General features: G+C 60.8%; 22 protein-coding genes. 7 read left to right on the forward strand and 15 right to left on the reverse strand.

The window, feature by feature from the left end; translation table 11 throughout:
* Window positions 1-23: 23 nt before the first annotated feature.
* Complete coding sequence (locus tag MOP44_RS12195; RefSeq protein WP_260796308.1) at window positions 24-1,742, reverse strand: NAD-dependent malic enzyme; 1,719 nt, start codon at window positions 1,740-1,742, stop codon at window positions 24-26.
* Between the two features lie 96 nt (window positions 1,743-1,838).
* The gene (locus MOP44_RS12200) at window positions 1,839-3,041 is read right to left on the reverse strand and encodes a metallophosphoesterase (RefSeq protein WP_260796309.1); all 1,203 of its coding nucleotides are present in this window, start codon (window positions 3,039-3,041) and stop codon (window positions 1,839-1,841) included.
* A gap of 10 nt (window positions 3,042-3,051) precedes the next feature.
* Here MOP44_RS12200 and hemW point away from each other — a divergent pair, with 10 nt between their 5' ends.
* Complete coding sequence (gene hemW, locus MOP44_RS12205; protein WP_260796310.1) at window positions 3,052-4,263, forward strand: radical SAM family heme chaperone HemW; 1,212 nt, start codon at window positions 3,052-3,054, stop codon at window positions 4,261-4,263.
* A gap of 345 nt (window positions 4,264-4,608) precedes the next feature.
* Window positions 4,609-7,668 (forward strand): two-component regulator propeller domain-containing protein, encoded by a 3,060-nt coding sequence (locus MOP44_RS12210; protein WP_260796311.1) that lies wholly within the window; start codon window positions 4,609-4,611, stop codon window positions 7,666-7,668.
* Window positions 7,669-7,690: 22 nt separating this feature from the next.
* On the opposite strand, the gene MOP44_RS12215 is transcribed toward MOP44_RS12210, so the two are convergent.
* The 10 genes from MOP44_RS12215 to MOP44_RS12260 all read right to left on the reverse strand — a co-directional run bounded on the left by MOP44_RS12215 (window position 7,691) and on the right by MOP44_RS12260 (window position 17,269).
* Window positions 7,691-8,485 carry a GlcG/HbpS family heme-binding protein gene (locus tag MOP44_RS12215; protein WP_260796312.1) on the reverse strand — a complete coding sequence of 265 codons (795 nt, stop codon included), beginning with the start codon at window positions 8,483-8,485 and terminating at the stop codon, window positions 7,691-7,693.
* A gap of 21 nt (window positions 8,486-8,506) precedes the next feature.
* The gene (gene coxB / locus MOP44_RS12220; RefSeq protein ID WP_260796313.1) at window positions 8,507-9,553 is read right to left on the reverse strand and encodes a cytochrome c oxidase subunit II; all 1,047 of its coding nucleotides are present in this window, start codon (window positions 9,551-9,553) and stop codon (window positions 8,507-8,509) included.
* Window positions 9,553-10,092: a c-type cytochrome gene (locus MOP44_RS12225; RefSeq protein ID WP_260796314.1), complete on the reverse strand. Its 540-nt coding sequence runs from the start codon at window positions 10,090-10,092 to the stop codon at window positions 9,553-9,555. The genes coxB and MOP44_RS12225 overlap by 1 nt, the downstream gene beginning before the upstream one ends.
* Window positions 10,089-10,961 carry a substrate-binding domain-containing protein gene (locus MOP44_RS12230; RefSeq protein WP_260796315.1) on the reverse strand — a complete coding sequence of 291 codons (873 nt, stop codon included), beginning with the start codon at window positions 10,959-10,961 and terminating at the stop codon, window positions 10,089-10,091. The genes MOP44_RS12225 and MOP44_RS12230 overlap by 4 nt, the downstream gene beginning before the upstream one ends.
* On the reverse strand, window positions 10,945-12,786 hold the full coding sequence (locus MOP44_RS12235) for a PQQ-dependent dehydrogenase, methanol/ethanol family (RefSeq protein WP_260796316.1): 1,842 nt from the start codon (window positions 12,784-12,786) through the stop codon (window positions 10,945-10,947). Before MOP44_RS12235 ends, MOP44_RS12230 begins: the two co-directional genes overlap by 17 nt.
* Window positions 12,774-13,187, reverse strand: a complete 414-nt coding sequence (locus MOP44_RS12240; protein ID WP_260796317.1) for a c-type cytochrome — start codon at window positions 13,185-13,187, stop codon at window positions 12,774-12,776. The genes MOP44_RS12235 and MOP44_RS12240 overlap by 13 nt, the downstream gene beginning before the upstream one ends.
* A complete protein-coding gene (locus MOP44_RS12245; RefSeq protein WP_260796318.1) occupies window positions 13,184-13,609 on the reverse strand; it encodes an alkaline shock response membrane anchor protein AmaP in 426 nt (141 codons plus the stop codon). The genes MOP44_RS12240 and MOP44_RS12245 overlap by 4 nt, the downstream gene beginning before the upstream one ends.
* Window positions 13,596-14,222: a cytochrome c oxidase subunit 3 gene (locus MOP44_RS12250; protein WP_260796319.1), complete on the reverse strand. Its 627-nt coding sequence runs from the start codon at window positions 14,220-14,222 to the stop codon at window positions 13,596-13,598. The genes MOP44_RS12245 and MOP44_RS12250 overlap by 14 nt, the downstream gene beginning before the upstream one ends.
* A complete protein-coding gene (locus MOP44_RS12255) occupies window positions 14,219-16,102 on the reverse strand; it encodes a cytochrome c oxidase subunit I (RefSeq protein ID WP_260796320.1) in 1,884 nt (627 codons plus the stop codon). The genes MOP44_RS12250 and MOP44_RS12255 overlap by 4 nt, the downstream gene beginning before the upstream one ends.
* 189 nt (window positions 16,103-16,291) lie before the next feature.
* Window positions 16,292-17,269, reverse strand: a complete 978-nt coding sequence (locus MOP44_RS12260; RefSeq protein WP_260796321.1) for a GGDEF domain-containing response regulator — start codon at window positions 17,267-17,269, stop codon at window positions 16,292-16,294.
* A gap of 254 nt (window positions 17,270-17,523) precedes the next feature.
* Between MOP44_RS12260 and MOP44_RS12265 the strand changes: the two genes are divergently transcribed.
* From MOP44_RS12265 to sixA, 4 genes are all read left to right on the forward strand, one after another.
* The gene (locus MOP44_RS12265; protein ID WP_260796322.1) at window positions 17,524-17,784 is read left to right on the forward strand and encodes a hypothetical protein; all 261 of its coding nucleotides are present in this window, start codon (window positions 17,524-17,526) and stop codon (window positions 17,782-17,784) included.
* 48 nt (window positions 17,785-17,832) lie between these two features.
* Window positions 17,833-18,756 carry a hypothetical protein gene (locus MOP44_RS12270; RefSeq protein WP_260796323.1) on the forward strand — a complete coding sequence of 308 codons (924 nt, stop codon included), beginning with the start codon at window positions 17,833-17,835 and terminating at the stop codon, window positions 18,754-18,756.
* 32 nt (window positions 18,757-18,788) lie between these two features.
* Entirely contained in the window at window positions 18,789-19,490 is a 702-nt protein-coding gene (locus tag MOP44_RS12275; protein ID WP_260796324.1) for a class I SAM-dependent methyltransferase, read from the forward strand.
* A gap of 78 nt (window positions 19,491-19,568) precedes the next feature.
* Window positions 19,569-20,102, forward strand: coding sequence for a phosphohistidine phosphatase SixA (gene sixA, locus MOP44_RS12280; protein ID WP_260796325.1), 534 nt, complete (start codon window positions 19,569-19,571; stop codon window positions 20,100-20,102).
* Here sixA and MOP44_RS12285 read toward each other — a convergent pair.
* Together MOP44_RS12285 and MOP44_RS12290 are read right to left on the reverse strand one after the other, a co-directional pair.
* Window positions 20,054-21,643, reverse strand: coding sequence for a Ppx/GppA phosphatase family protein (locus tag MOP44_RS12285; protein WP_260796326.1), 1,590 nt, complete (start codon window positions 21,641-21,643; stop codon window positions 20,054-20,056). The two genes, sixA and MOP44_RS12285, sit on opposite strands and share 49 nt — an antisense overlap.
* A gap of 93 nt (window positions 21,644-21,736) precedes the next feature.
* Complete coding sequence (locus MOP44_RS12290; protein WP_260796327.1) at window positions 21,737-22,669, reverse strand: alpha/beta hydrolase; 933 nt, start codon at window positions 22,667-22,669, stop codon at window positions 21,737-21,739.
* A 120-nt stretch (window positions 22,670-22,789) separates the two neighbouring features.
* Between MOP44_RS12290 and MOP44_RS12295 the strand changes: the two genes are divergently transcribed.
* Complete coding sequence (locus tag MOP44_RS12295; RefSeq protein WP_260796328.1) at window positions 22,790-24,775, forward strand: ArnT family glycosyltransferase; 1,986 nt, start codon at window positions 22,790-22,792, stop codon at window positions 24,773-24,775.
* Window positions 24,776-24,897: 122 nt separating this feature from the next.
* Here MOP44_RS12295 and MOP44_RS12300 read toward each other — a convergent pair whose 3' ends face one another.
* Entirely contained in the window at window positions 24,898-26,538 is a 1,641-nt protein-coding gene (locus tag MOP44_RS12300) for a DHA2 family efflux MFS transporter permease subunit (RefSeq protein ID WP_260796329.1), read from the reverse strand.
* Window positions 26,539-26,586 lie beyond the last annotated feature (48 nt).

The raw sequence follows: 26,586 nt of genomic DNA on the forward strand, positions 1-26,586 counted from the left end.
ATCGAACGTGGGATGGGAAACGGTCAGCAATCCCCCTTCACCAGCTCATACCGCCGATACACCGGCTCCCAAACATACTTCCGCAGCTCGTCACCCAGCTCACCAGGCTTCATATCCGAAACGCCTTCCGCAATCGCTGCCATTCCAACAGCCTCAGCCACCGCAAGCCCAACCTTGCGCGAATCCCCAATCGGCGGCAGCAGTGGAGCATTCGCATCCTGCACCGCCGGCGATAACGACGCCAGCTTCTTCGCCGCGGCCATGATCATCCCATCCGTCACGCGCCGCGCTTTCGAGACCAGAATCCCCAGCGCCAGCCCCGGAAAGATGTACGAGTTGTTGGTCTGCGAAATCCGCACCGTTCGCCCATCAATCTCCACCGGCGCAAACGGACTCCCCGTTCCAATCAGCGCCTTCCCATCGGTCCACTTCAGCAGATCGGCTGGCGCAGCTTCGGACTTTGATGTGGGATTAGACAGCGGCAGGATCACCGGCCGCTCCGCATTGCGAGCCAACTCCCGCACCGTCTCTTCGGTGAACGCTCCGGCCTGCGCCGAAGTCCCCACCAGCACCGTGATCTTCGCGTTCCGCACGGTATCGAAGAGAGAGATGGGCCCGGCCGTATCGACCTTCCAGCCCTCTACGTCTTCTTTCTTCCGCGCCAGCGGCATTTGGCTTGCCCGCAGCGCCGGATCACCCTCCACCATCAGCCCATGCCGGTTGAACGCGTAAATCCGTTGCCTCGCCTCGGCCTCGCTTAACCCATCGTCCTTCAGCGCCGCAATCAGCAGATTGATGATCCCCACACCCGCCGACCCCGAGCCGAACATCGCAATTCTCTGATCCTTCAACGGCACGCCCGTCGCCTGCACCGCCGCCAGCAGCGTTCCTGTCGTCACCGCCGCCGTGCCCTGCACATCGTCGTTGAACGTGCACAGACGGTCGCGATACTTCGCCAGAATCTTCAGCGCGTTCTCGCCGGCAAAGTCCTCCCATTGCAGCAGGATGTTGGGCCACCGCCGCATTACCGCCGCCACAAACATCTCGATAAATTCGTCGTACTCCGGCCCGCGCACTCGATGATGTTGCCAGCCGATGTAGATAGGATTGTCCAGCAGCGCCTGGTTATCCGTTCCCGCGTCCAGTAAGATCGGCAAACAGTGGTGCGGCGGGATTCCGCCCAATGCGGTGTACAGCGCCATCTTGCCAATCGGGATGCCCATCCCGCCCGCGCCCTGATCGCCCAGGCCCAGAATGCGTTCGCCGTCGCTGACGACGATGCAGCGAATTTCGTTGTAGCGGGGATTGGCAAGCATCTTGTCCATCAGATGCCGGTCAGGGTAACTGATGAACAAGCCCCTCGGCTTGCGCCAGATCTCCGAAAAACGCTGGCACCCCTCCCCCACCGCCGGCGTGTAAACCACCGGCAGCAGCTCTTCGATGTGGTGGGCAATCAGCGAGTAGAACAGGACCTCATCGTTGTCCTGCAAGTCCCGCATCAGCGAATACTTGCCGAACGCCGTCGGCTCGTTGTCCAGCGCCTTCTTGCGCCGCTCCCGCTGGTTCTCCAGCGTGCCGATGTGGGGAGGTAGCAGCCCGTGAAGCCCGAACACATCGCGCTCCTCTTCAGTGAACGCGGTTCCCTTGTTCAGACCGGGATGCAGCAGCAGATCATAGCCGGTGCGGTGGGTACGGATGACATTCTTGGCTTCGGAGGCGGAGTCGTGAAGCTGGTTCGGCACGGTGATTCCTGACACTTCGATTTCTGGAACACCCAAATCCTACCGCCGAAACCAGCCACCATGGAGCGACGCAGATCACACCAGTGGCGAATGCGGCTAGGCGAACGTGATCAGAATCACCTCGGGAGCGGTGCCTACGCGCATCGGCGGACCCCACGTTCCCGCGCCGCTCGATGTCAGTACCTGCAGGTTTCCGAACCTCTGCAATCCATAGGTGAATTTCCCGAATGCTCGCTGCGTAAACCACGTGAATGGGAACACTTGCCCGCCGTGCGTATGTCCCGAGAGCTGCAGGCTCACGCCCGCCTTTTCGGTGATCGGCAGCCGGTTCGGCACGTGATTCAGCAGAATGCTAGGCTGGCTCGGATCGAGCTGCAATCCTTCCATAAAAGTGGCAAAATGCATCGGATACACCGAATCAGCATACGGGATCCCGATGATCTTAACGCCTTCCACATCAACCACTTCACTGCGCAAAACCCGAATGCCGCCATCGCGCAGAGCGGCGCAGAAGCCAGCCGCATCCCCGTGGTCCTCGTGGTTTCCTTCAGAGAAATACACTCCCAGCGGCGCCTTCATTTCGAAGAGAGGTCGCGCCAGCCGCTCCGCATCGACGACCGATCCGTCATATAGATCACCCGCGATAAAGACGATAGACGGATCAAGCCTGCGGAAGATCTTCAGAATGCGCCGCGAGAATCCTGCCCCGTTCACGTTGCCCAGGTGAATATCGCTCACCAGCATGGCCTTACGTCCGCGCCACGCCTCTGGCAGATTGGGCAGCTTCACCGTGACACGCCGCTCACGAATGAGCCGCGCATTCACGAATCCAAACAGTGAAACGATCACCGCTATCCCGAACAGAATCAACGCAACCCAGGGCCGGACTTCCAGTGAGGCGTGGGGAAGCGTGACTCGCAGAAACAGATCGGCAGCCCAGCACAAACAAGCTGCCCACACCAGAAAATTCAGAAATCCCAGCCAGATGGCCGCCAGCTTGTAAAACACAGCAATGAAAGCGTTTGTCGACCGAAATCCCAGTATGGTCGAAGTAACGAAGGTCAGGGATAGCACCAGTAGAACCGCGCCCAGCGGCATGGTGATGTCCCGATCCAGCGACCAGAATGATTTCCAGGTCACGTACAGAAGCACATGTCCCAGGAAAATGATGGTTTGCATGATCGCGACGGCGGCAAAGGGGATGGAACGCCGGACCGGCTTGGCGGCTTCAGCAGCCTGCGGAGCCGCTGGCGAGCTCACACGTGGCTGGACGTCTGAGCCCGTGACAGAATAATCCATAGTGAGATTGATGCTGGAATCTTCAATTGGTATCTACGTTTCGGTGCCTTTTTGCAGGTCGAAGTGCACCTATTGCAATTTTGCTTCGGGAGTGTATCCAGCAAGTGAACACGCACGATATATTGCGCGGGTCATCGAAGAAGTAACGGGGGCCAGGAACTGGGCTGAGAAGCTGGCGCTCGATTTACCTCACCCTGTCGACACGATTTATCTGGGGGGCGGCACGCCGTCGCTGCTGGAGCCGGAGCTCTTCGAGCGCCTGTTCGGGGCGATCCGTCGCGACTTTGATGTCGCCGCCGATGCCGAGATCACGGTGGAATGCGCCCCGGGACAGCTTCCACAGGCGACGCTAGACGCGATGGCCAGCGCCGGCGTGAACCGCGTAAGCCTGGGCGTGCAATCGTTCATCGACAAGGAAGCCCATGAGAGTGGCCGCCTGCACGGCCGGGCCATTGTGCTCGACGATCTGCGTCGGCTGAGAGCTTCTGGAATCAGCAACCTGAACGTGGACCTGATCGCCGGGCTCGCCGGCCAGACATTCGCGTCCTGGGACGAGTCGCTCGGTGTGCTGCTCGATTCAGGCGTGCCTCATGCCAGTGTGTACATGCTCGAAGTGGACGAGGATTCGCGGCTGGGGCGGGAACTCATGGCCGGCGGAGCGCGCTACCGGGCCGGGCTGGTGCCCACGGACGACGCCATCGCGCAGATGTACGAGACCGCCATAAGCCGCCTGGAGTCAGCAGGGCTGAAGCAGTATGAGATCTCGAACTTCGCGCAGCCCGGGTCCGAATCGCGGCACAATCTCCGGTACTGGCAAAGAAGGCCTTACCTCGGGCTTGGGCTGGATGCCTCGTCGATGCTGCGGGACCGCGAAGGCGAGTTCGTGCTGCGGGCGACCACCACAGACGACCTCAAAGGCTATCTTGAGGGCGACACGGCCCGCGAGACCGCGTGGCTGGGCCCAGAGCGGCAGGTGGAAGAGGCCTGGTTCCTCGGGCTTAGAACCAATGCCGGCGTAGATCCCTCAGAACTGGAAGAGGAGTTCGGCACGGAATCGACGGCTGATTCCGTCGGTGTGGCGGAGGGGCTGGTGGGCGATGGGCTTCTCACTCAGCAGGAAGGCCGGTTCAGGCTCACTCCGCGGGGCCGTCTCATCTCGAATGACATCTTCCAGGAGTTCCTGGCAGAGACCGGCCACGAGGCATTAGGAACAAGTGGATAGAGATTCGTGAAACGCGGGTGAGTTGGTCACGTGCCCGGCCGGTATCGCCAGCCCTTCGCCGGTGCCCCGGCTCCAAACCCGCTTACTGACGCGCGAAATCCAGGTGGCAGGAGCCCCAAAGTTGAAGATCGCCGGATGCGTCTTTGTGCCGGGATTGTGCTGCGAGAGATTTGGTGTGGCGATTTGAGCTTCGAATCTCCCATTCCATGGGTTTCAAGGACTTATGCCCCATGAGTGGGATGGCGTAATCGGCCCTGAGTGTCAATACATAGTATGGAACCGTTCCGATGACATCAGCGTGTTGCTAAAGCGTACTGATGCCAGGCGCGGACAGGTAATGTAAAAATGCGTCAGGTCTTTGAGCGCACGGCTCTTTTACTTCTCCGGGTCTATGTGATGGTGGCGGCTGCGATTGTCGCAAGCCCTCCGGAGACCTATGCGCTCGACCCCACCAAGGCCGTCACGCAGTATGTCCAGTCAACATGGAATAGCGAACACGGGCTGCCTCAAAACTCCGTACATGCCTTGGCGCAAACCCAAAACGGCTTCTTATGGCTGGGAACCGAAGAGGGACTGGCTCGATTTGACGGTGTCACGTTCGAAGTCTTTACCAGCCACGGTTCCAATGGCTTAGCATCCGACTACGTTCAAGCTCTTGCAGCGGATCCCGACGGAAGTCTCTGGATCGGAACTGACAGCGGCTTGACTCATTGGGTTCCAGGCCGCGGAGCCAGCTCGGCCGAAGGGACATTTCAGCGCATCAGACTGAGCCAGGCTCCAGCCGAGGATAGCGTGACCGCGTTGGCGATCGATTCAAGCGGAATGCTGTGGGCAGGTACAACTCAGGGGATGCGATTTCTCCGTGAGGGGCAGGTTGTCCAATCTCCTTACTCCAGCCGGCTCGCAGAAGTCTCCGTACGCGCACTGGCAGCCCAGCCCGACGGCACCCTCTGGATCGGAACGAACAAAGGCCTGTTTCGAGGTTCCAAGGAACATCTCGAGCAGTGGACCAAACATGATGGCCTGCCGAGCGATGTGGTAACAGCCGTTGCCGCGACGCCCGCGGCTGGCGGGGACGTATGGGTAGGCATGTCGGGAGGCGGGCTGGCGCTCATCCACGACGGTCGCCTCTCAATCCCAGCTGTCTCCCTAAGCTGGAAGGAGATTGACGGGCTATTGCTGGATCGCGATGGAGCTCTATGGATCGCCTTCGACCGGCACGGCTTTGGGCGGCTCTTTGATGGGCGACTTTCACTCTACGATTCGTCGAGCGGGTTGCCCAGCAATCGCTGCACCAGAGCGTTGCTTGAGGACCGCGAAGGAAACCTTTGGCTTGGCCTTCTGGATGCCGGAGTCGTCGAGTTGCGCGACGCAAACTTCACAGTCTTCGGCAAGCCGGAAGGGCTCGCCGGAAATTACATTGGCAACGTGTTGCAGACGCACGATGGGAGCGTGTGGATCGGAAGCGACAGCAATGGGCTCAATCAACTGCTCCCGAACGGCCAGGTGAACATATGGGGCCACAAACAGGGCCTGCCGGACAGCGCTGTGTATTCCCTGCTTGAGACGCGCGATCGAAGTCTGCTGATCGGCTACCGAAGCGGGGCTCTGGCCCGGCTTCGCAATGGACAAGTGACTGTCTACCATGACCCTGGTGCCGCGGATGCTTCCCTGAATTCGCTGTTCCAGGATCGAGATGGCAACGTGTGGGCGGGCTTTTACGGCAAGGGCGTGGCGCGGTTTGAGAATGGACGTTTCGATCATCTGCGCTTGACTGGTCGGATTCCCGGCATTGCCCAGACTCCCGATGGTGCGTTGTGGTTTGCAGAGGATGGCGGCGGCGTAGAGCGATGGTTCCGCGGACAATGGACACGCTTCACGGTAGCCAACGGTCTGCCGAGCGATCACGTCATGTGCATTTATGCAGACAATGCTGGGGACGTGTGGCTGGGCACGGCAAGCGGTGGGCTGAGCCGAATTCGCGGCGATCGGATTGTGAATTGGACGGTGGATCAGGGGCTTCCAGGAACCACCATCGGGTCCATCGTCGAAGATGATGAAGGTTATCTGTGGCTAGGAGGGGACAGCGGAATTGCGCGACAATCCAAGGCAGAACTGAACGAGGGCCTGCAGCGGCTGAATCCTGCCTTGTTCACCGTTGTGAACGGCCTGCGATCCCGCGAGACGGTCTACGGGGGCATGCCTTCGTCCTGGAAAGGCCTGGACGGAAAGCTGTGGTTCGCCACTGTTTTGGGTGCGGCGTCCGTCGAGCCGGGCAAACTCCACCCGAATCCGGTGTCGCCTTCTGTCTTGATTGAAAGCGTCACATTTGACGGTCGTAGAATCGAAGGGACGGGGAAGCTGACGCTGGGAGCGGGCTCTGGCAACCTGCATGTCATCTACACCGCTCCTAGCTTCGTGGCTCCAGCGCGGGTACAGTTCCTGTATCGGCTCAAAGGATTCGATAAGGACTGGGTTGCGGCCGGAAGCCGGCGTGAAGCCTGGTACACCAACCTCCCCCCCGGCAAGTACTCCTTTGAGGTACGAGCGTCCAATAGCGACGGAGTGTGGAGCACGAAGGATGCGTCCCTCGAGTTGGAATTGCAGCCGCCCCTCACTCAAACTCCACTGGCATTTGTCTGCTATTTGCTGACAGTATCCGGCGTGGTGTGGCTTATCGTGCTTCTTCGGACGCGTCGGCTGATTCGCAATCGGGAAGAACTCAACCGGATTGTCGCCGAAAGAACCGCTCAGCTCGAAGCCGAGAAGGCAGCTCTGGAAGAAGCTCGCCGCGAGCTACACACTCAGGCCACCCACGACTCTCTCACTGGGTTATTCAACCGCGGAGCCATCTTGGAGCACCTGGATCGGGAGTTGGCCCGCGCCACACGCGAGAAGTCGGCTCTGGGAGTCATCCTCGCCGATCTGGATCATTTCAAGCGCCTCAATGATACTTATGGCCATTTGGCTGGGGATGAGGTAATCCGCGAAACCGGACGGCGTCTACGGCAAGCCACGCGGACTTACGATCTTGTGGGCCGTTACGGCGGCGAAGAGTTCCTCATCCTGCTTCCCCTGTGGGATCCCGAATTGGCGCCTGGCCGGGTCGACCTTCTGCTCGAGTCTATTCGCTCAACACCTTTTGCGCTCGATGCGCGGGAGGTACAGGTCACGTGTAGCTTCGGCGTCACCTCGTTCCAGCCGGGGACACCCATCACCGCGAAAGGACTCCTGAGCTCCGCCGATCGAGCCTTGTACGTCGCGAAGAATGCTGGTCGTGATAGGGCGAGCTTTGCGGATGCCACCTCGGACGATCCAAATGGAAGCATCGAGATCGGATTCGGTGTGCCATCCGATTCCTCCCGGCCATTGCACTCAGCGGCTGATCTGCCTGTATCCAGGTAGCCGCTCGCGGCTGCTGCGCAACTCATTTCGATTTCGGCCCGGTGGGAAAGTTCTTCGACAAATCCTGGATGATTCCGTCGGCCTGGTTACCGCCTTTGCAGGATGGGTGGCCGAAGCCGCTCTGGCTTACTCCGTTGTTGAAGTCGAGAATCAGGTTGTCGTTGTGGTCGGGGCTTGGCCCCATGGGCACGGCATCGAGATGCAGCTCATGGCGTACCTTCCACGCGATGACGTGGTCGGTGCATGAGGTGTCACCACTGAGGCCCAGGCCGCCTACGATCTTTCCGTCATTGGCGTAGAGGGGCAGGCCGCCCGCAAACACGATGATTCCGCCGATAGCTTTGCCGACCATCGGATCAGTAGGTGTTCCAAAGGTGGTTGGATTGCCAAACACCGCGAGAGGATTGGGCGGAGCGGCTGTCGCCAGGCTGTAGAGACTCTGGCCGGGCTGCGCGGCCGCATACACGTTCGCGGTGGAGAGCGCGTAGTCGCGGCCGCTGAGGGCGTTGGCCGTGTTCGCCTTCTCCGCGGCGATAACGCGGCTGCCGGGCCACTGGTCGCTGCGCGTAGTGCCGCTGAACACGATGGCGCAAACCACTCCATCGCGATTCACCACGGCGGCCCACTCCTGATTGCCCATGCCGCCATTCTTCGACGCGCCTTCCTTTACGACGCTCTGCACCACTGAACGCAGGCGGCCCGCATCGGGCAGCCCTGAACAGTCGGGCTTCATCTGCGCTGCGAGGGGCAGGGCAGCGCATGCCGCGCCGAGTGCGATGACCAATCGAAAGCCGGTTGCCGTGTGCGATGCGATCATGGGTTCTCCTGTGCGCCTGGGCTATTGAAGCTGGCGCAGATATGCAGTGAGATCGGCGAGTTGCTCGCCGGTGAAATGTGTCAGGTTCGGCATCTGGGTCTGTGGCTTCAGCGACTGTGCGTGCGTGATCCACGCCTCGAGGTAAGCGTCGTTGTTGCGGTAGTAGTTGGCCGCGATCATCTGGCGGCTCCCGATGTGCGTCAGATCGGGCGCGACGTTTCCGCCAGCCTGCGTGCCGCGCACCGTGTGGCACATGGAGCAAGGACCCGCGAGAAAGATCTTCTGGCCGGCTTTCGCCGCCTCGGTTGCGGGTTCGTTGCCAGGCTGGCGCTGGCCTGCGAGCCAGGCCTCGTATTCGTTAGGTGTTTGCGCGATGGCGAGGATGCGCATGCGCGCGTGTTCGGCGCCGCAATACTCGGCGCATTGTCCCTGGTACTCGCCGGGTTGCGCAGCTTCAATGCGCAGATAATTCGGCTGGCCCGGAATCAGATCGACCTTGCCATGCAGCGCGGGCACCCAGAACGAGTGCATAATGTCGCGCGTCTCAAGCCGAATATTTACCGGCTTGCCGACGGGCAAGTGAAGCTCGTTCGCGGTTGTGACTTCCATCGATGGGTCGTCGCTGAGATAGTGAATCTCCCACCACCATTGATGGCCGACGATGAGGATGGCGGGCTTCATGCTGTGCGCCATCATCGCGTGGCTCGGGCCGCCGTGCATTCCGTGGATGGGGAAGGCGCGCAACAGCGCGAGGCCCCAAACGAAGAGAACGCTCAGCACGATAAGCGGAATCGCGATGCCGCCAACGGCGATCCACATCTCGCCGCCGCCGGTATCGATGGGCGCGTGCTCGGTGAGATCGCCGCGGCGCTTGTAGAACGCGATGGCGAAGAGCAGCCACATGATCGCCGTGATGACGAGGAACAGCACGGTCATGAAGAGAGACAGGTGCGAGATGCGTTCCGCGGCCGGCCCGTGCGGATCGAATGTTGATTGCACCGTGTGGCAGCCGGCCAGAGCCACAAGCATGGCTGCCGTTGCAAACACGCTGAGGACCCGGCGTGGCATCAGTGCTTCTCCGCTGCGGTGGTTTGCGTTGCAACGCTCGGCTTTTCTTCCTGCTGCGGATTGGGCTGCTGCTCGTGGACAGGCTCAACGGGGGGATCCGGTTCTTCCGGCGTGCCCATCGACTTGATGTAAGCGACGAGTTCCCAGATCTGCTGCTGCGGAATCTTTGAGCCCCACGAAGGCATGCCGCGGGAACGGCCGTGCGCGATGGTGTCGAAGATCTGGTCATCGCGATTGCCATAGAGCCACACGGGATCGCGCAGGCTGGGCCCCATGCCGCCGCCCGCGTGGCCTCCGTGACAACCGGAGCAGTTGTACCAGTCGAAGAGGCGACGGCCATCCTGCAGCGCGACGGGATCGTGTTCGTATGGGTTGGTGGGATAGTGGATGTTCTGCACGCCGCCGGGCACCGGGCCGACGGGGTTGTCGGTGATGGCGGGGCCGTTGACCGCTACCGAGTTTGAGTTGGAGGAGCGGCGACAGCCGGCTGCACACGCGAGCAGCGATGCGGAAAGCACGAGTACGGTGAGGGGTTTCATTCAGGCCTCCCTGTTTGCTCGCGGGCGCTGGCGGACTGCGTGGAGCGCTCTGCTTGCGGGATGCCGTAGTTCTGGAGGATGGCGCTGATTTCGGCCCGCCGGCGATCGAGCTCGCGGTCGAGCAGATCACGCCAGCCGGTGTCGCGCTCGCGCACGCCGATGCCGATGTCGAACTGGAACGGCATGTCCGGTTGTTTGGAATCGGCCGTGATCGGCGTAATTTCGAGCGGCACAGAGGAGTTGCGGCTGAAATATCCGCCGAGCGGACCCCATACGATGGCAACATCGACTTTGCCATCCTGGAGCGCTCGAATCACGTCGGCGGAAGGATCCTTCTCGTTGAGATTTCCAAAGATGCTGTAGCCGACAAGGTTCTTGACGATACCGCGGTGGATGAGAGCGTTGACGGGTGGCGTGTTGTCATTTGCATCGCCCAGGATGTGCACACCGATCTTCAGCGTGTGCAGGCGCGGATCATCGAGCGAAGCGATGTCGAGGTGACTGTCGCGGCGCGTGATGAATACGTAAGTCGAGCGGTAGTACGGTTTCGTAGTCGCGGCTTCGTCAAAGCCTGTCGGTACGCCCATCACGATGTCGCATACGCTGCTGTTCAGCGTCCTTCTGAAGAACTTCTCGCCCTGCCGGAACCAGAAGTATTCGACCTGCATGCCGAAGTCTTTCGCGATGAGATCGGCGATCTGGTTTTCGAATCCCTGCTTCTGATCGTTCGAATAAGGAAGGTTGTTCGGGTCAGCACACACGCGCAGAACCTTGGGCAAATTAGGCGTACTCGTCTGGCCGAATGCTGCCGGACCGCAAAATGCCGCCGCGATGCAAGCCATCAGGAGAAATCTAGAGACCGAAGACATAGAGCAGATCTCCTGGCGGGCTGAGGGTTTTGATCTTCTTCATTGCCCCGACAACACCAAGCGCAGCATAAGGATCGTCGGTTGAGACTTCAGGCAGCGCTGTCGCGCCCATCCAACCGCCAACACCGGAATAGATAGCGACGTATTGCTTGCCATCTGGGCCAGTGAATGTCATCGGATTGCCGACGATGCCGGACGGCGTTTTGAACTGCCACAGAACCTTGCCGCTGTGCGCATCGAGGGCGCGGAACCAGCCGTCCATCGTTCCGTAGAACACAAGGTCGCCGCCCGTTGATAGCACGCCGCTGTAGACGGGCAGGTCGGGCTCCTTGACGCTCCACACCTTCTTGCCTTGTGCGACGTCCCACGCAACGAGTTCGCCTTGATAGCCACCTGGCCCGGGATACATGCGCACGCTGGCGCCAAGGTACGGCGTTCCGGCGATGTAATTCACCGCAGTGCCCATGTAGTCCATGCAGGTGTTGTGCGCGGGAATGTAAACGAGGCCCGTGCGCGGCGAGAACGACGATGGGATGAAGTCCTTCGCGCCCGTTGAGCTGGGGCAGATATCGGTGGAGTACTTGCCGAAGTGCGTCTCCTTCGCCTTCACCTCGATGGGCTGCCCCGTCTTGAGGTCGTAGCCGGTGGCCCAGTTCGTCGGCTCATATTGCGAGGCCGACAGCAACTCGCCCGTCGTGCGATCCATCACGAACACAAAACCTGAGCGGCCCGGATGAATGAGCAACTTGCGCATCTGCCCCTTCCACGGCATGTCGACGAGTATGTTCTCCATGATCTCGTCGTAGTCCCACTCATCATGCGGGCCCAATTGCCAGGCCCACTTCGCCATGCCCGTGTCGGCGTCGCGCGCGAATATCGTGACTGTCCACTTGTTGTCACCGGGGCGCATGTCAGGATTCCATGGGCCGGGATTGCCGGTGCCGTAATAGATGAGATTGAGCTCCGGATCGTAAGACACCCAGCCCCAGATCGTGCCGCCGCCGATCTTCCACTGCCCCGGCGTCCACGACTTGATGCCCTGATCTTTGCCCTGCTGATCATGTGCGTAGAACGGCTTGAAATCCGGGCCGATACGCACGTCCTCATCGGGGCCCGTGCTCCACGCGGTCCAGTCGATCTTGCCTGTCTTTACATCGAGTGCGGTGAGCTTGCCGCGCACGCCCAGTTCGCCGCCGCTGTTGCCTACGTAAACCTTGTCCTTGACCACGATCGGCGCCATGGTGGTGGTTTCGCCATAGTGAATGTCGCCAACCTGCGTGCGCCAGACTTCGTGCCCAGTCTGCGCGTCGACTGCAACCACGTGCGCGTCGAGCAACGCATAGATGATCTTTCCGTCCGCGTAGCTCGCACCGCGATTCACCACATCGCAGCACGCAATTCCCTGCGACGCAACATCGGGGTGAGGCTCATATTTCCACTTGAGCGGGAAGTTCGGCTGCGAAAGATCGTAGGCGATGAGATTGTTCGGGAAAGGCGTAACCATGTAGAGCATGTTGCCGACGACGAGCGGGCCGCCCTCGTGCCCATGTGGAATTCCATCGGCCATGTTCGCGACGACATGAAGGTTGTGCACATTGCTGGTGTTGATCTGCCCCAGTGGCGAGTACCTCAGGTTGCCGAAGTCGCCAGCGGGCATAATCCATTGGCCGTTCGCGACGGGCGCAACCAGATGTACATTCGGCAGAGCGCCGGGAATATTTGTGGTGGACCCGTTCGCTGCTTCCTTCTGCGCCAATCCAGTGCCGGCCGCGATGATCAGCCCCGCGATTGCCGCGCGCCCGAGAATTGGAATCAGTCGATCCATGATGTTCCTTCCCGTCCTCTCAGGGTGTAGAGATAAGCAGCGATGTCGTTAGCTTCATCCTGCGTAACTCCCAGCTCAGGCATTGCTGTCTTCGGTTCAACTTCTCGTGGGTGTTGAATCCAGTGCTTGAGATTAGACGGCGTGTTGGGCAGCTCGCCGGCGATCATGCTGCGCTCAGAGAAGAACATCAGCGGCGGCCCCACCTTGCCTCGCGCACCATGCACGCCCGGAATCATGTGGCACGCGCCGCAGCCGTAGCTCTGAATGAGTTGCTGTCCGTGCGCAGAGTTGCCAAGCTGCCCCACTGCTACCTCGCGCGTTGTCTTGCCTTCATTGCATCCGGCCAATGCGGCGCACATCGCCATGCAGGCCAGTGATGCGAAGCATGCGCGTACGTTCATCGCGCCCTCCAGCACAGATCGAGAAAAAGGGGCGGCAATGCCAGCCACAAAATTCCCATGCCCATGGTGACGGCCACGATTACTCCGCCAATCGCGAGGAACTCGCGCCGCTGCACTGCTTGCGAGTCGAGCACATGACGCTGCTCCGATAAGAAGCGCCACGTACGATATGAGGTGACGCCCGCAAAGACGGTGATGGCCAGCAGTGCGAGCGCAACAACAAAGTAGAGGATTCGCACATCGGGCCGCGGGGTTGGAATGCCATAGTCTTCCTGCACCATGCATGCGCGCCACGTGATGACGATGTCGGCGCATCCCAGAAGGACCCATGCGACTGCGGCGGTGGCGGTGCCGAACAAGAGCCGGCGCGGCGGCACCGGTTTTCCCTCGCGCACATGCAGGTTGGGCTCAGTGGTGGACATGCATGTACCTCTGGATGTTCGGAATAATGTAGAGCAGAAGCACGATCAGCACCCACACTGCATCGACAAAGTGCCAGTACATTGCGACCGTCTTGTAGGGCTTGTGCGGCGTTCGGCGGGTCCAGCCATAGCGAGGCATGACGCCGATGTATAGCAGCATCAATAGTCCCGCAATTACGTGCAGCGCGTGCAGGGTGGTGATGGTGTAGAAGATCGAACCGTAGGAATCGCTGTAGGGAGTCTCATCTTTCCATTCCACGCTGTATTCATAGCCCTGCAGCGCCATGAATCCGGCGCCGATGAGAATGGTGATCCAGCAGGCGATGCGCGCCATGCTGAACCGCTCCGCCTCGGCCTGCTTCTCGCCCCACATCAGCACCGCGCTGCTGGCAAGCAGAATCGCCATCAGGATCAACGCGAGCCAATACTTCGGCGCAACGTGATCTGCCCAGCGGTCCTTGTTCGAACCAAGATAGTAGTACGCGCCGAACATGGAGACGAAGAGCATGAACTCCGTTGCAATCACGCACCACATCGCATTGAGTCCGCGCTTCTGATCGATCGGCAGTGTCGCCACTTTGACTTGCGGCGGAGGTATCTGGACGGTGCTCATTCCACTACCTCCTTCTCAACGTGAGGCCACATCCAATAGCAGCCGACGAGGAAAGTGACGATGACCGATGCCACCATCCACCAAAGCATCTGGTAGATGACGAAAAGGAAAAACGCGAACAGCGCCAGGCTCATCCACAGCGGCGCAAGCGAGTCCGCTGGAATCGTTGCGATACCCGCCGGAATCGCGTCGAGCGCGGTGGTCGTCGGCGTCAGTCGGCCCCAGTCGAGCACGCGATCATCGTCAGGATCGTCTTCCTCTTCGAATTCATCCCAAAGCGGATGACGCGACACGACTACCGGAATGTGCTCAGAGCCGTAGACCTGCGGCGGCGATGTGGTGGACCATTCGAGCGTGTCGGCATTCCAGGGGTTCTCGCCGGCCGGAGCGCCCGCGCGCAACGAATGGAAGAAGTTAATGATGCTGATCAGTATGCCGATGCCGAGCACGAACGCGCCAAATGTGACCAGCTCGTTGAGTCCGTCAAACCCCGCGCCGGCCGGATAGGTGTAGATGCGGCGCGGCATTCCCAGCAGGCCGAGATTGTGCATCGGGAAGAAGCCCAGATTGAATCCGATGAACATCACCCAGAAGCTGATCTTGCCGAGCTTCTCGTTCATCCTGCGGCCCATCATCTTGGGCAGCCAGTAGTAGAACCCGGCAAACACCGGGAACATATTCGAGCCGATCAGGACGTAGTGAATGTGCGCGACCACGAAATACGAGTTGTGCGCCTGCCAGTCCGCCGGGATGACACCGGTGAACACCCCGCTCAAGCCGCCGATGACCAGCAGCACGATCGATCCCACTGCGTAGTACATGGATGCCGTTGCAACCGGCCGCCCGCGCCATATTGTCGCCAGCCATGCGAATACCTGAATCGTGGTGAACACGCTGACCGTCATGCTGCCTGCCGAGAAGATGCTCATGGCAATGTCAGACATGCCCACCGTGAACATGTGATGAAGCCACACGCCGAAGCCCACAACGCCTGTGAGTACCGTAGCGATCGCGACAAACGGATATCCGACGATCGGGCGTCGCGAGAAGACAGGCACAATCATCGACAGCATTCCGGTTGCCGGCAGGAAGATGACATAGACCCAGGGATGACCGAAGAACCAGAACAACTGCTGCCATAGAAAGGTGTCGCCGCCACCAGCGATACGGAAAAAGTGTGTGCCCCACCTGCGGTCAAGCTCGAGGAAGATGCAGTTCGCTGTGAGCGAGGGAAGCGAGAAGAGGATCACAAACGAGATGGTGCCTGTGCTGTAGAGAAACAGCGGCATGCGGCTGATAGCCATGCCCGGGGCGCGGAGCCGCAGAATGGTCACGATGAAATTGATCGCACCGCCTGTGGTGGAGATTGTGAGGAGCACCAGCGAAGCGGCGTAAAAGTCCATACCCATGCCGGGCGAATACTTGGTCAGCGTGTAAGGGACATAAGAAAACCAGCCGGCATGCGGCGCCTGCCCGATGAGAGGCGATACGTAGAGCAGGATTCCGGAAAGCAGGAAGGTCCAGTATGTGAAGGCGTTGAGGCGCGGGAACGCCATGTCGCGCGCGCCGATCATCAGCGGCACCAGGAAGACGGCGAAGCCCGAGAGGATGGGCGAGGCGTACCAGAAGATCATGGTCACGCCATGGAGGGTGAATATCTGGTTGTATTCCTCAGGGGTAAGCACCGCCATGTCGGATCGCGTCAGCTGCAGGCGCATCACCAGCGCCTCGAGGCCTCCGATCACAAGGAACGAGAACGCGGTAACCAGGTAGCGGATGCCGAGCGTCTTGTGGTCGACGGTAGCAAACCATCCGTAGACGGTTTTGGGAGTCTCCCATAATGTCGTGAGGCGACTTATTGTTTGCGTACTTGAGGCCATTTCATTGAGATCCTGGTTGTTGGTGCGGATGGAAGACTCAATGATGCAAATGCATTATGCGGGCAACCGTGCTCGACTACTTACTCACGCCAGAGATGCGAATGCATCGAGCGAGGTTGCCATCGTCAGAGGCGCCCAGGATATTTTGATTTGCATCGATGCAATTCGGGGTCGGACCAAGGCTTCGAACTACCAGCAGAACTTATCGTCCGTCGCCAGAAAGGCGGTTGGGGCAGGTGACGCCTGGGGAAGGCCGGCGGCGCATTGGATGGTCTCTGGACCGCTAGCCCGCGCCAGGCGCAGCGCTTCTTCCGCTTCCCGCAAAACCACGACAGGCGAACGGCCGTTGCTCGGAGCGATGCCGAAGCATGCGCTGAGGCGGACCGCTCTGCCGCCGGCGGTGAAGGGGAGGCCGAAGACCTCGTCGCGGATGCGCTCGGCAAGCAGGACAGCGTTGACCACAGTGCAGCCCGGCAGGCCGGCGAGGAACTCATCCTTCCCGACGCGGCCGAGCAGGTCGTAGCTGCGCAGAAGGCGAGCGACGCGCTTCGCCACGTCAACAAGGAGCTGGTCGCACGGGGCGCTGCCAAGCTCGGTGTTCCAGTGGCCGAAGTCGTCGATATCGAAGAGGATCGCGCAAAGCGAAGTCTTCATGCGCTGCACGCGATCTGTTTCGCGGAAGAGCGCGGCCAGTATGGCCTCGCGGGAATGGACACCGGTGAGCCGGTCGGTGCGGTCATCGCGTGCCATCTCGTCACGGAGGTGATCGAGTTCGCGCTCGCGCCGATCCGCACGCAGAAGCATATCGAGGCGCACAGCGAGCTGGCCTGCGGTAATCGTGGTGGGCAGAACGTCGTTGAGCACCCCTTCCTCAAGACGGCTCTTAACTTCGTCAGAGATTGTGTCCGAAAACAGGACGATGGGGCATCGGCCGCCCGCCTCTGCGCGGGCCGTGGCGAGGAAACGTCCCAGATCCAGCTCCGGCAGGCGCGCGTCAATCCACGCAGCGGCGGGCGCGTGCGGGCCGATCATCGCTTCAAGCGCAGCTTCAGGCGACAGGACTATGCGAACCTCCGCGCCAGATGAGGCAAGGACCCGCTCCACATTCGCGAGCAACGCGGGCTCATTGGAGGCCAACAAGTATGTGGTTTTGAGCGTCTGCGGCATGGGGAGCAGGTCCTCGATGGGGAAGTTATCGGCGCAGATTAGAAAAACCTTAGAGAACGGGCGGGCCGACTGCGACCGAGGGTATCGCGGCTGTCGTTACTTTGGTGGAATTGGGGCGCAGAACCCCGGTGATATCATCTGGTTGTTCCCGCCTTTGCGGTGCACCCCATCCATTTTGTTGAGCGAAAGTCATGGGGAGGCCCTTTGTTGTTTCGGGCCTGAGGCAGGGAAGTAATTGCAGTAGAGGAGTATCCGTGGGAATTTCAGCACCACAGACTTTCAAGGGTGTCACACCTGAACGTTATGAGATTTTGGCAAGCCGCGCCCGTACGGCGGGAATTCCACTGAGCGGGAACTCCGGGTCGGCATCGCTGTTCGGTATTGAGGTGTGTTGGAACTATTCGCATGAGACGCAGGAACTTATCGTGCAATGCCTGCGCACGCCGTTCTTCATGAAAGATGGCGAGGTCGATGCGAAGATCCGTAACCTGGTAGAGCAAACCGCGATGGCCTAGGGCGGCTGCCCGCGTCAGGCAATGTAAGAAACGATTAAAATAGGGGAAGTGGCATTGGTTCCCCTCAATCCGCCCGCGGCCGAGGCATTCGCACGGCCTGCGGCCTGGAGCGGTCCCGCAGCATTGAAGTACTGGCATCTCGCCAGCCTTGACGCCCCCTCAGTGGCGGCGGCATGGGCTTGTGCGTTGGCATGGGCAGCGCGGGTGCGTGTGTCGCAGGCGATGATTGTCGTGCTGGCACTGGTGGTCTGGGCAATCTATTTGGTTGATCGCCTACTCGACGCGTGGACCGGACTTCGCGATGCAGGCAGACATAACCTGCAAGAGCGCCACTGGTTCCACTGGCGGCACCGCCGGCTGTTCACCGTGTTGGCGGCTACTGCAACCGTCGCGGCTGGATGCATGGTCTTGTCGCGGCTGCACGCTGCCGCTCTGCGGCGCGATTCCCTGATCGGATTAGCCACCCTGGCGTACTTCTCGGGCGTGCATGGCGGTCGAAGCCCGCGTTGGATGGATTGGCTGCGCGGGCGAATCGGCGGTGTCTCGCGCGAGTTCGTGGTTGGAGTGATCTTCAGCGCCGGCTGCGTGCTGCCTGTGCTTCCCTCTGCGCCAACGGGACTGACGAAGATGTGCGCCTTACTAGTCCTGCCCGCGGCGGCATTTGCGATGCTCGCATGGCTGAATGTGAAGGCGATCGGCCGCTGGGAAGAGTGGGCGCAGCTTCCCGGCTCTGAGAGCGGCGTGAAGCGGATTGCTCTGCGACTGGCTCTTGCGTGCGGCCTTTGCGGTTTGGGGCTCGGAGCGCTGCAGCCGCGCCCGGCGTTGTTGCTGGCGTTGGTTGCGGTGAGTGCGCTACTGCTGGCGTGGCTGGACACGCTGCGAGACCGGATGGATGCAGTGACGCTGCGCGCCGCAGCCGACCTGGTACTGCTGACACCACTGGCGCTGCTTCCCATTGAGTTGATGCGCTGATGGAACAGGCGAAGAGCAGATTCCCTGCAGGAATGACGGATCAGGAAAGTGAAACGCCCAAGCTGAACTTCGACAGGCTGGCTGGCCTTTATCGCTGGATGGAGTGGCTGAGCTTTGGCCCTTATCTCGACCGCTGCCGACGTGCATTTCTGCCGGAACTCGCAGACGCCCGACGTGCGCTGGTGCTGGGCGATGGAGACGGTCGATTTACGGCTGCACTGCTCAAGCGAAATGCAGCAGTATGCGTAGATGCCATCGACGTGAGCGAGGCGATGCTGGAAAGCCTTAAGTTCAGAGCCGGCGCCGGCGCTGTGCGAGTTCGCACACAGGCGCGCGATGTTCGCGTGTGGACTCCGCGCGAAGAGGCAGAATATGACCTCATTGTCACGCACTTCTTCCTTGATTGCCTGACGGCCGACGATGTGCGAAGACTTGCAGAGCGGCTGCGGGCGAACCTGCAGCCGGGCGTGCGTTGGGTAATTTCGGAGTTCGCCATACCTCACAACGCCTTCGGCCGATGGGTGGCACGGCCGGTAGTCTCGTTCCTTTACTGGGCTTTCCGCGTGCTGACGGGCCTTCAAGTGGAGCGCCTGCCAGACTGGCAATCAGCGCTGCAAGCTGCCGGATTCCAGCGGGCGACGGAACGCCGCTTCCTGCGCGGGCTGCTCACCAGCCAGCTGTGGGTGCTGCCGCAATCCCCAAATCAGGACCTGGCAACGGGAGTTCGGCTTTAACCAACGAAAGTTACAAACGTGTTAATATTGCTCCCTACTATAAAAGGAGCATTCCTGTTTCCGAGGGAATGATTCACTATGAACGTTTATCTTATGCGGCACGCCAATGCAGGACTTCGCCGCGAGAATCCGATACTTGATGCCAAGCGGGCCCTTATCAAAGAAGGCAAGGATCAGTGCATGCTGATGGCGCGCACCCTGAGCGCCCTGAAAGTGCAGATTGACACGGTCGTATCGAGCCCGCTGAAGCGCGCCCTGCAGACGGCGCAGTTCGTGGGCACCGAACTGGGATTCGACTCCAAGGTCGACACCAGCACAGCGCTGCTGCCGAATTCTCCCTACGCCGCGTTTCAGGATCTTCTGGCGAAGTACGAAAGAGATGGCCGCGAAGGGGTGCTGGTGGTCGGGCACAACCCAAGCATGTTCCAGTTTCTCGGCGCCATGATCACCGGCAACGGTCCTGCGGCCATCCGTATGCGCAAGGCATCCGTTGCGCGCGTGGATATGGAAAATCATCCGCCCCGCCTGCAGTGGCTTATCGATCCGCGCACCGCGCGCCTCATCTACGAGAGTGCGGGAAAGAGCTCGCGGCCGAAGACCTCGCGGAAGTAGTCAGCCTCTTTGCGAAGCGACCACAGTTCGAGTTCCGCGCCCGTGCGTCCCGGCTTGATGTCGATGTAAATGCGCTTGGGATACACGCGCGCCGTTACGCGAAGCACATCACTGGCGCGGTCCTGGTTGAGCGCGACCGCAAGCCGCAGTAACACCACGGCGCGTGTCACGCTCTTGTGCTCCTCAGTCGGAATGTTGCGCAGGGCTCGATCAGAGGGCTGCGGCCGGCTCTTGCCCAGATACCGAGCAATCGCCGAGATGATGGTTCGCTGCACCGGCGTGTAGCCGTACATCTCAGAGCTCGAAATGATGTACTGCGTGTGCCGATGATGGCCCTGATGGTTGATGTACTTTCCGGTATCGCGCAGCACAGCCGCCGCCCCGAGCAGGTTCTCGTATTCGGCGGGCAATTCGTGCAATGCGCGCATCTCCCGGAAGAGCTGCAGCGCGTGCTCACGAACCGGATCGTTGCTTCGCACCTCCACGCCATAACGGCGGGCCGTCGACAGAACCGATTCCCAGCGCTCCTTCTCGAATTCCTTGTGGCCGCTGGCGCGAGTGTCGAACTCAGCAAGCATCTGCGCCAGCAATCCATCACGCAGGCCAAGCGGTGAGTAGCGAAATCCAGGCAGCGAGAAGCTCTCCAGCATCTCAGAGAACACGTGCGAGCCGGCGATGATGATCTCGGCCCGGCGCGGGCCGATGCCGGGAATGGCTTCGCGCTCCGGCAGTTGCATCTTCTCCATGCGCGCGGCGAGTTTGCGCACCAGCGCCGTGGGCGCAATACCCGCAGCTACTCCGGCGCGCGCAATGGCTTGGGCCATGCCGCGGCCCTGCTTACCAACGGCCTTCCGCGCGGGCTTGGCGGAATTCGCCAGAGCAGCACACGCGTCAGAGAGTGCGGCCGCTGTGCCCGATGTAGCAATGACATGGTTGATGTCTTCAGCGTGGACGCGGCGGCGCGCACGGCGCAGCTCGCGGGCGATGAGCTGACGCATCTGGCCCAGGCCTTCCGGCGTAGGCGGGTCTTCCGACAGAAACTGCTGCGTCAGCCGGACAGCGCCGAGCGGCAGGCTGACGGTTTCCTTGATACGCTTGTGGTCGCTCAGCGTGATTTCGCAACTGCCACCGCCCAAGTCAATGAGCAGCACGCGGCCCGTGGCGGCGGGCTCGCCGGCCATCACGCCATGATGGATGAGCCGGCCTTCTTCAAGCCCCGAGATGACTTCCAGCGTCCAGCCGGTTTCAGCCTTCACCCAGGCCTGGAAGGCCTCTCCGTTGCGAGCGTCGCGCATGGCGCTGGTGGCTACAACGCGAACGCGGTCTGCCGCGTGGGTCTGCACCGCACGCTGGAACCGTTTGAGCGAGCGCAGCGTGGCAGCCATGGCTTCCGGCGAGACCAGCCCGGATTCGAAAACACTAGCGCCCAGACGCGTAACTTCGCGGTCTTCGTGCAGCGTCTTGAGGCGGTGAGCGACGACGCGGGCAATCTTGAGACGGCAGGAGTTGGAACCGACATCAATGGCGGCAAAGACAGGCATGCGCGGAAGAAGGTCTCCTCTGAAAGCGTCTCTCAGGTCAACATACACGACGAGGGTTCGTGGTGGGTTAACGATGATCGGCCGCAGAGCCGTTCAGTGAGCATCGTGGGCGACGAGCCACCCGATCACATGTGCCTCATACCCGGCAGGGTCTGCGGATGAGGCGCCGCAATGATCGGCATGCGGTGGTTCCCACAGTGCGACGCCAGGTTGTGCGCGCTTGATCTGCTCCGAGTGGCGCGGCGGAATATTGGTATCAGCGAGTCCGTGGATGAGCAGGACTGGCGTTGCGCTTGCAGCAACGGCGTGCAACGGCGAGGCTCTGTCGAGGTTCATTCCATACTTCACCCCCGCATAGAGAAAGCCCAAGTCCACGGCCGGATGCAGAATCGTGCGGCCGATCCACGGGCCAGTTCCGAACCACTGTCCCATCCGGTCGTAGGCCACTTCGCGAAAGCTCGAAAAGGACGACTCGGCGACCACGGCGCAGTAGCCGTGTTCCACTTCCAGCGAACGCAGAAGCTCGGCCGCGCCCATGGAGTCGCCAATACCGTCAACGCAGCGCGGCTGCTCGGCATTCCTCATCCACGCAACCCAGCGATGGATGTCGTCGGCCTCGAGCACGCCGTAAGTGGCGATCGCGCCGCCGCTCTCGCCATGAGCGCGCGCATCCGGCAGCAGAACTGCATAGCCATGCCGGAGCAGCAGACCAGCAGGGCCAAGCAATCCGGCGCGGTTGTCTGCCTGGCCGTGCAGCAGAATGACGGCATCCCCGTTGCGGCTCGCGGGAACGATGCTCCAGGCGCGCAGAGTCGAACCATCCCCGGCAGTGATCGACACATCGGCAAGCAGGCCGTGATTCTCGGCTGCGAGCTCGACGGCACGCTCCCGCAGATTCCCGGTCAGCGGATTGCGCCCGGGATGCAGAGCCCCCTCAGCAGCAAAGATGCCCGCCAGGATGCAGACGAGCAGCCACATCGTTATTGCTGCGAGCCCAGTTGCAACAATGCGACGGCGGACACGCATGCAGTTGGTACGCGGATCGGGCGGGCGCCGTTCCAGAACGTATCCGCCGCTCGCGCATCTTCCATTACGGAACGCCGTCTCACCCTGCTGATATTCTGGAACATGCTAGACGCAGGACGAATGAATAGAGATTCCGACACGCAGAGCCGCACCCAGGGCAGGCCATCCACTTTCGCCGCATGGGTGTTGCTGGCGTTGATTTTTCTTTCCGTACAATTTGGTTCGCTCTTCACGCCGCCGCTGCTTGACGACGTGGACGCCTCGCATGCGCAAGCCGCGCAGCGCATGGCGGAGACGGGTGACCTGGTCACGCTCTACGTGAACGGCGTGCGCTATCTCGAAAAGGCCCCGCTGCCATATTGGCTCGCTGCAGGATTCTTCAAGATCTTCGGGCAGAACGTCTTTGCAGCGCATCTCGCGAATTCGCTGGCCGTACTCGGCTGCGCGATTCTGGCTTGGCTGTGGGCCCGGCGCGCGTGGGGCCGTCGCGCAGGCTTCTACGCCGCGCTGGGCGTACTCACATCCATCGGCATCTTCCTCTTCACCAGGTTTTCGATCCCCGAGGCGCTGCTGAGCTTTCTGCTGATGTTTGCGCTCTACAGCTTCATCACAGGATTCGAGAGCTACAGGCCGATGCGCTTTTACGGCATGTGGGCGGCGTTGGCGCTGGCTACGCTGACGAAGGGACTGATCGCCCCTGTCTTCTTTGTGGCTGCGGCTGTCCCCGTTCTGATGCTCAGCGGACTGTGGCGCCGCTGGCGCAGCATGAAGCCGTTCACGGGCGCGCTGTTGTTCCTGTTGATCGCGGCGCCCTGGCATGTGCTCGCGGGCTTGGCGAATCCTGACCAAGGGAACCCGGTGGGCAATCATCCCACGCCCGGCAATGTGCACGGCTTCTGGTACTTCTACTTCCTCAACGAGCACGTGTTCCGCTTCCTGGGCACGCGGTTCCCGCACGATTACAACCGCATGCCGGTGATCTGGTACTGGCTCGGCCATCTCGTGTGGCTCTTCCCCTGGAGTCTGTTTCTGCCGGCGTTGCTTGTGGCAGCGTGGCGGACGCGCAAGAACTGGATGCAGCACCTGCGCCGCGATGCCGGCCAGACGGTGGACTTCTATCTTGATCACGCCGAACGGGAAGATGTGGCCAGCTATGTCGCGCGGCTCAAATTCCGCGTGCGCTCGGCATGGCTGCTGGGGTGCTACTCCGCCTTCGTGTTGCTCTTCTTTTCGCTCTCCACCAATCAGGAGTACTACACGTTTCCAGCGTGGCCTGCGCTGCTCATTCTGACCGCGGCCATTGTTGCGGCAACCGAAGAGCGGCGCGGATCCGACGAAGGCAAGCCGCTCCTGAGCACCCGGTGGCTGACAGGCGGGCAGGCGGTGTTCGCCATGGCGGGCGTGGCGGCGGCAGCAGCGTTGTCGTGGGGCCTGTGGGAGTCGCGCAATTTGCCCTACGTATCTGATATCGGCACCCTGCTCGCGCACCGCGATGTGGGTAACTACACGCTCGCCACGTCGCACTTCTTCGACCTGACCGGACCTTCGTTCGCTGCGCTGCGGCTACCGGCAATCATCGCCGCCATTACGTTGCTCGTGGGTCCGGCGGTGAGCTGGTTCCTCCGTTTGCGGCGCAAGCATGTAGCCGCAACAACAGTGCTGGCGGTGACGAGCGCATTGTTTCTCGTCGCGGCGCACATCGCGTTCGCGCGGTTCGATCCCATGCTGAGCTCGAAGCAACTGGCCGACGTGATTGTGCAGAAGGCCTCCCCGTCCGATTCCTTCATCATCTACGGCGACCAATCGGACGCCTCGTCAGTCGTGTTCTACACGCACAATTTCCTACGTAAGCCGGCATATGTAGTCATGCAGCCATGCTCGCCCAACGGCCAGGGTTCATCGCTGGTGTGGGGATCGTGCTGGCCTGACGCGCCGAAGATCTTCCTGAACGACGCGCAAGTGCAGCAGATGTGGGGCACCGGCGCGCGCAAGTGGATCTTCGCCCAGGACGCGAACCAGCCCAAGGTGGAGCAGCTGCTGCAAGGAAAGCTATATCCGGTTAAGTCAATCGCCGACAAAGCGCTCTGGACGGATAGACCGCTGTAGTGGTCCGGATTTGTGCTCACGAAACAGAAGATAGTCGTGCCAGTAGCCATCAGCCGGTAGCCTTTAGCTGATCCAGTCAGCTACGGGCTACCGGCTACGAGCTTGGAGCATGAGTCGTCTGGTTAATGCATCGATTTTTCAGGATCCACGTGATGAAACGTCACCTTGCGGAACAACCATCCAACGATCGCGGCAAAGCCGGCGACGATCGCGCAGCCCAGGAAGATCTCAGTAAATGAGATGAGCAGCGCCTGTTGCATGACCAGGCTGTAGATGGACGCGAGCGCGAGCGGCTTCCCGTTGGCCCATCCGAAGTGCATCCCAAAGTATCCCGTGAAGCTGTGCAGGTGCTGCTGCAGAGCAGGATCGGACGGATGAAGCGAATCGACCAACCGCGCCTGGTGGAATGTCGTTCGGCGTACTAACTCCGTAGAGGCGATAGCGATTCCGACCGATCCGCCAATGTTGCGCAGCAGGTTAAAAATGCCTGTCGCGTTCCCCATTTCTTCATTGCTTACAGTCGAAGTGCACATGTTGCCGATGGGCACAAATAGAAAGCTCATGCCGAAGCCCGTGGCGACGATAGGAATGAGCAGCGTGTAAGGCCCAATGCCGAGATTCAGCGAAGACAGCGCCAGCGAAGACAGACTGAAGATAACGAACCCGATGAAGAGCAGCCAGCGATTGTCGAAGCGCTGCGACAACAGCCCAACCATAGGCAAGCCACACATCGAGCCGAGACCGCGCGGCGCCACAATGATGCCCGCAGTGAGCGCAGTGTAGCCGAGGAGTTCCTGGTAGAAGAGCGGCACCATTGCGACCTGGATGTAGAGCACGAATCCGAGCAGGAAAATGAGAATGCACCCAATGCCGAAATTCCAGTTACGCGTGATGATGTGCAGGTCAACCAGTGGAGCCCGCGCGCGCCACGAGTGCACCACAAACCACACGAAGGACACGGCGAGAGTGACGGCCGCCCAGCGCACCCATGTGGAACTGAACCAGTCGACCTCCTGGCCTTTATCGAGGATGATCTGCAGGCAGCCCGTCCAAAGGCAGAGCAGTCCGAAACCGAGATTGTCGAAGGGCCCAGCTTTGGCGTTCTTGATGTAATGCGGATCATGCACAAAGCGGCTGATCATGAAGATCGCCAGCAAGCCAACCGGAATGTTGATGTAGAACGCGTAGCGCCATGAGTATGCGTCGGTGAGCCAGCCGCCCAGCGTTGGACCCAGAACCGGCGCAACCACCACACCGAATCCATATACCGCCATGGCAGCCCCGCGCTTTTTCGGCGGGAAGCTTTCCAGCAGGATGGCCTGTGCGGTGGGCTGCAGCGCTCCGCCGCCTATGCCCTGCAGCACGCGCGCGATGAGTAGAAAAGCGAGCGACGGCGCCGCGCCGCACATGAACGACGAAACGATGAACAACACCACGCACGTAAGCAGAAACCGCTTGCGTCCGAAGCGCAGGCCGAACCAGTTGCTGGCCGGAAGAACCACCGCATTCGCAATCAGGTATGTGGTGAGAACCCACGTGGCCTCGGAGTTCGACGCTCCCATCGATCCAGCAATGTTCGGCAGCGCGACGGATGCGATGGAGGTGTCGAGCACCTCCATGAATGTCGCCAGCATCACGCTGATTGCGACGATCCATGGATTTACCTGCGGGAAGCCATCAATCGAAGCAGGCTTGCGCGGCGGCGGTGGTGGAGTGGCAGAAATCTCTGACGTTAATTGCGGCGGTTCCAGAACGCTCGCCACTGCCTGATTCCATCCTTGCCGCGCTCGACGGAGCGACACTTCAGGCTA

Source organism: Occallatibacter riparius (assembly GCF_025264625.1).
GTDB classification, from domain to species: Bacteria; Acidobacteriota; Terriglobia; order Terriglobales; family Acidobacteriaceae; genus Telmatobacter; species Telmatobacter riparius.

Bases quoted from the DNA above. Each gene is read 5' to 3' on its own strand.
- MOP44_RS12215 (WP_260796312.1), bottom strand. From the start codon at position 8,485: ATGATCGCATCGCACACGGCAACCGGCTTTCGATTGGTCATCGCACTC.
- hemW (WP_260796310.1), top strand. From the start codon at position 3,052: ATGCTGGAATCTTCAATTGGTATCTACGTTTCGGTGCCTTTTTGCAGG.
- sixA (WP_260796325.1), top strand. From the start codon at position 19,569: ATGAACGTTTATCTTATGCGGCACGCCAATGCAGGACTTCGCCGCGAG.
- coxB (WP_260796313.1), bottom strand. From the start codon at position 9,553: ATGCCACGCCGGGTCCTCAGCGTGTTTGCAACGGCAGCCATGCTTGTG.
- MOP44_RS12275 (WP_260796324.1), top strand. From the start codon at position 18,789: ATGACGGATCAGGAAAGTGAAACGCCCAAGCTGAACTTCGACAGGCTG.
- MOP44_RS12295 (WP_260796328.1), top strand. From the start codon at position 22,790: ATGAATAGAGATTCCGACACGCAGAGCCGCACCCAGGGCAGGCCATCC.
- MOP44_RS12245 (WP_260796318.1), bottom strand. From the start codon at position 13,609: ATGTCCACCACTGAGCCCAACCTGCATGTGCGCGAGGGAAAACCGGTG.
- MOP44_RS12230 (WP_260796315.1), bottom strand. From the start codon at position 10,961: ATGTCTTCGGTCTCTAGATTTCTCCTGATGGCTTGCATCGCGGCGGCA.
- MOP44_RS12255 (WP_260796320.1), bottom strand. From the start codon at position 16,102: ATGGCCTCAAGTACGCAAACAATAAGTCGCCTCACGACATTATGGGAG.
- MOP44_RS12200 (WP_260796309.1), bottom strand. From the start codon at position 3,041: ATGGATTATTCTGTCACGGGCTCAGACGTCCAGCCACGTGTGAGCTCG.
- MOP44_RS12225 (WP_260796314.1), bottom strand. From the start codon at position 10,092: ATGAAACCCCTCACCGTACTCGTGCTTTCCGCATCGCTGCTCGCGTGT.
- MOP44_RS12285 (WP_260796326.1), bottom strand. From the start codon at position 21,643: ATGCCTGTCTTTGCCGCCATTGATGTCGGTTCCAACTCCTGCCGTCTC.
- MOP44_RS12290 (WP_260796327.1), bottom strand. From the start codon at position 22,669: ATGCGTGTCCGCCGTCGCATTGTTGCAACTGGGCTCGCAGCAATAACG.
- MOP44_RS12235 (WP_260796316.1), bottom strand. From the start codon at position 12,786: ATGGATCGACTGATTCCAATTCTCGGGCGCGCGGCAATCGCGGGGCTG.
- MOP44_RS12250 (WP_260796319.1), bottom strand. From the start codon at position 14,222: ATGAGCACCGTCCAGATACCTCCGCCGCAAGTCAAAGTGGCGACACTG.
- MOP44_RS12240 (WP_260796317.1), bottom strand. From the start codon at position 13,187: ATGAACGTACGCGCATGCTTCGCATCACTGGCCTGCATGGCGATGTGC.
- MOP44_RS12260 (WP_260796321.1), bottom strand. From the start codon at position 17,269: ATGCCGCAGACGCTCAAAACCACATACTTGTTGGCCTCCAATGAGCCC.
- MOP44_RS12210 (WP_260796311.1), top strand. From the start codon at position 4,609: ATGCGTCAGGTCTTTGAGCGCACGGCTCTTTTACTTCTCCGGGTCTAT.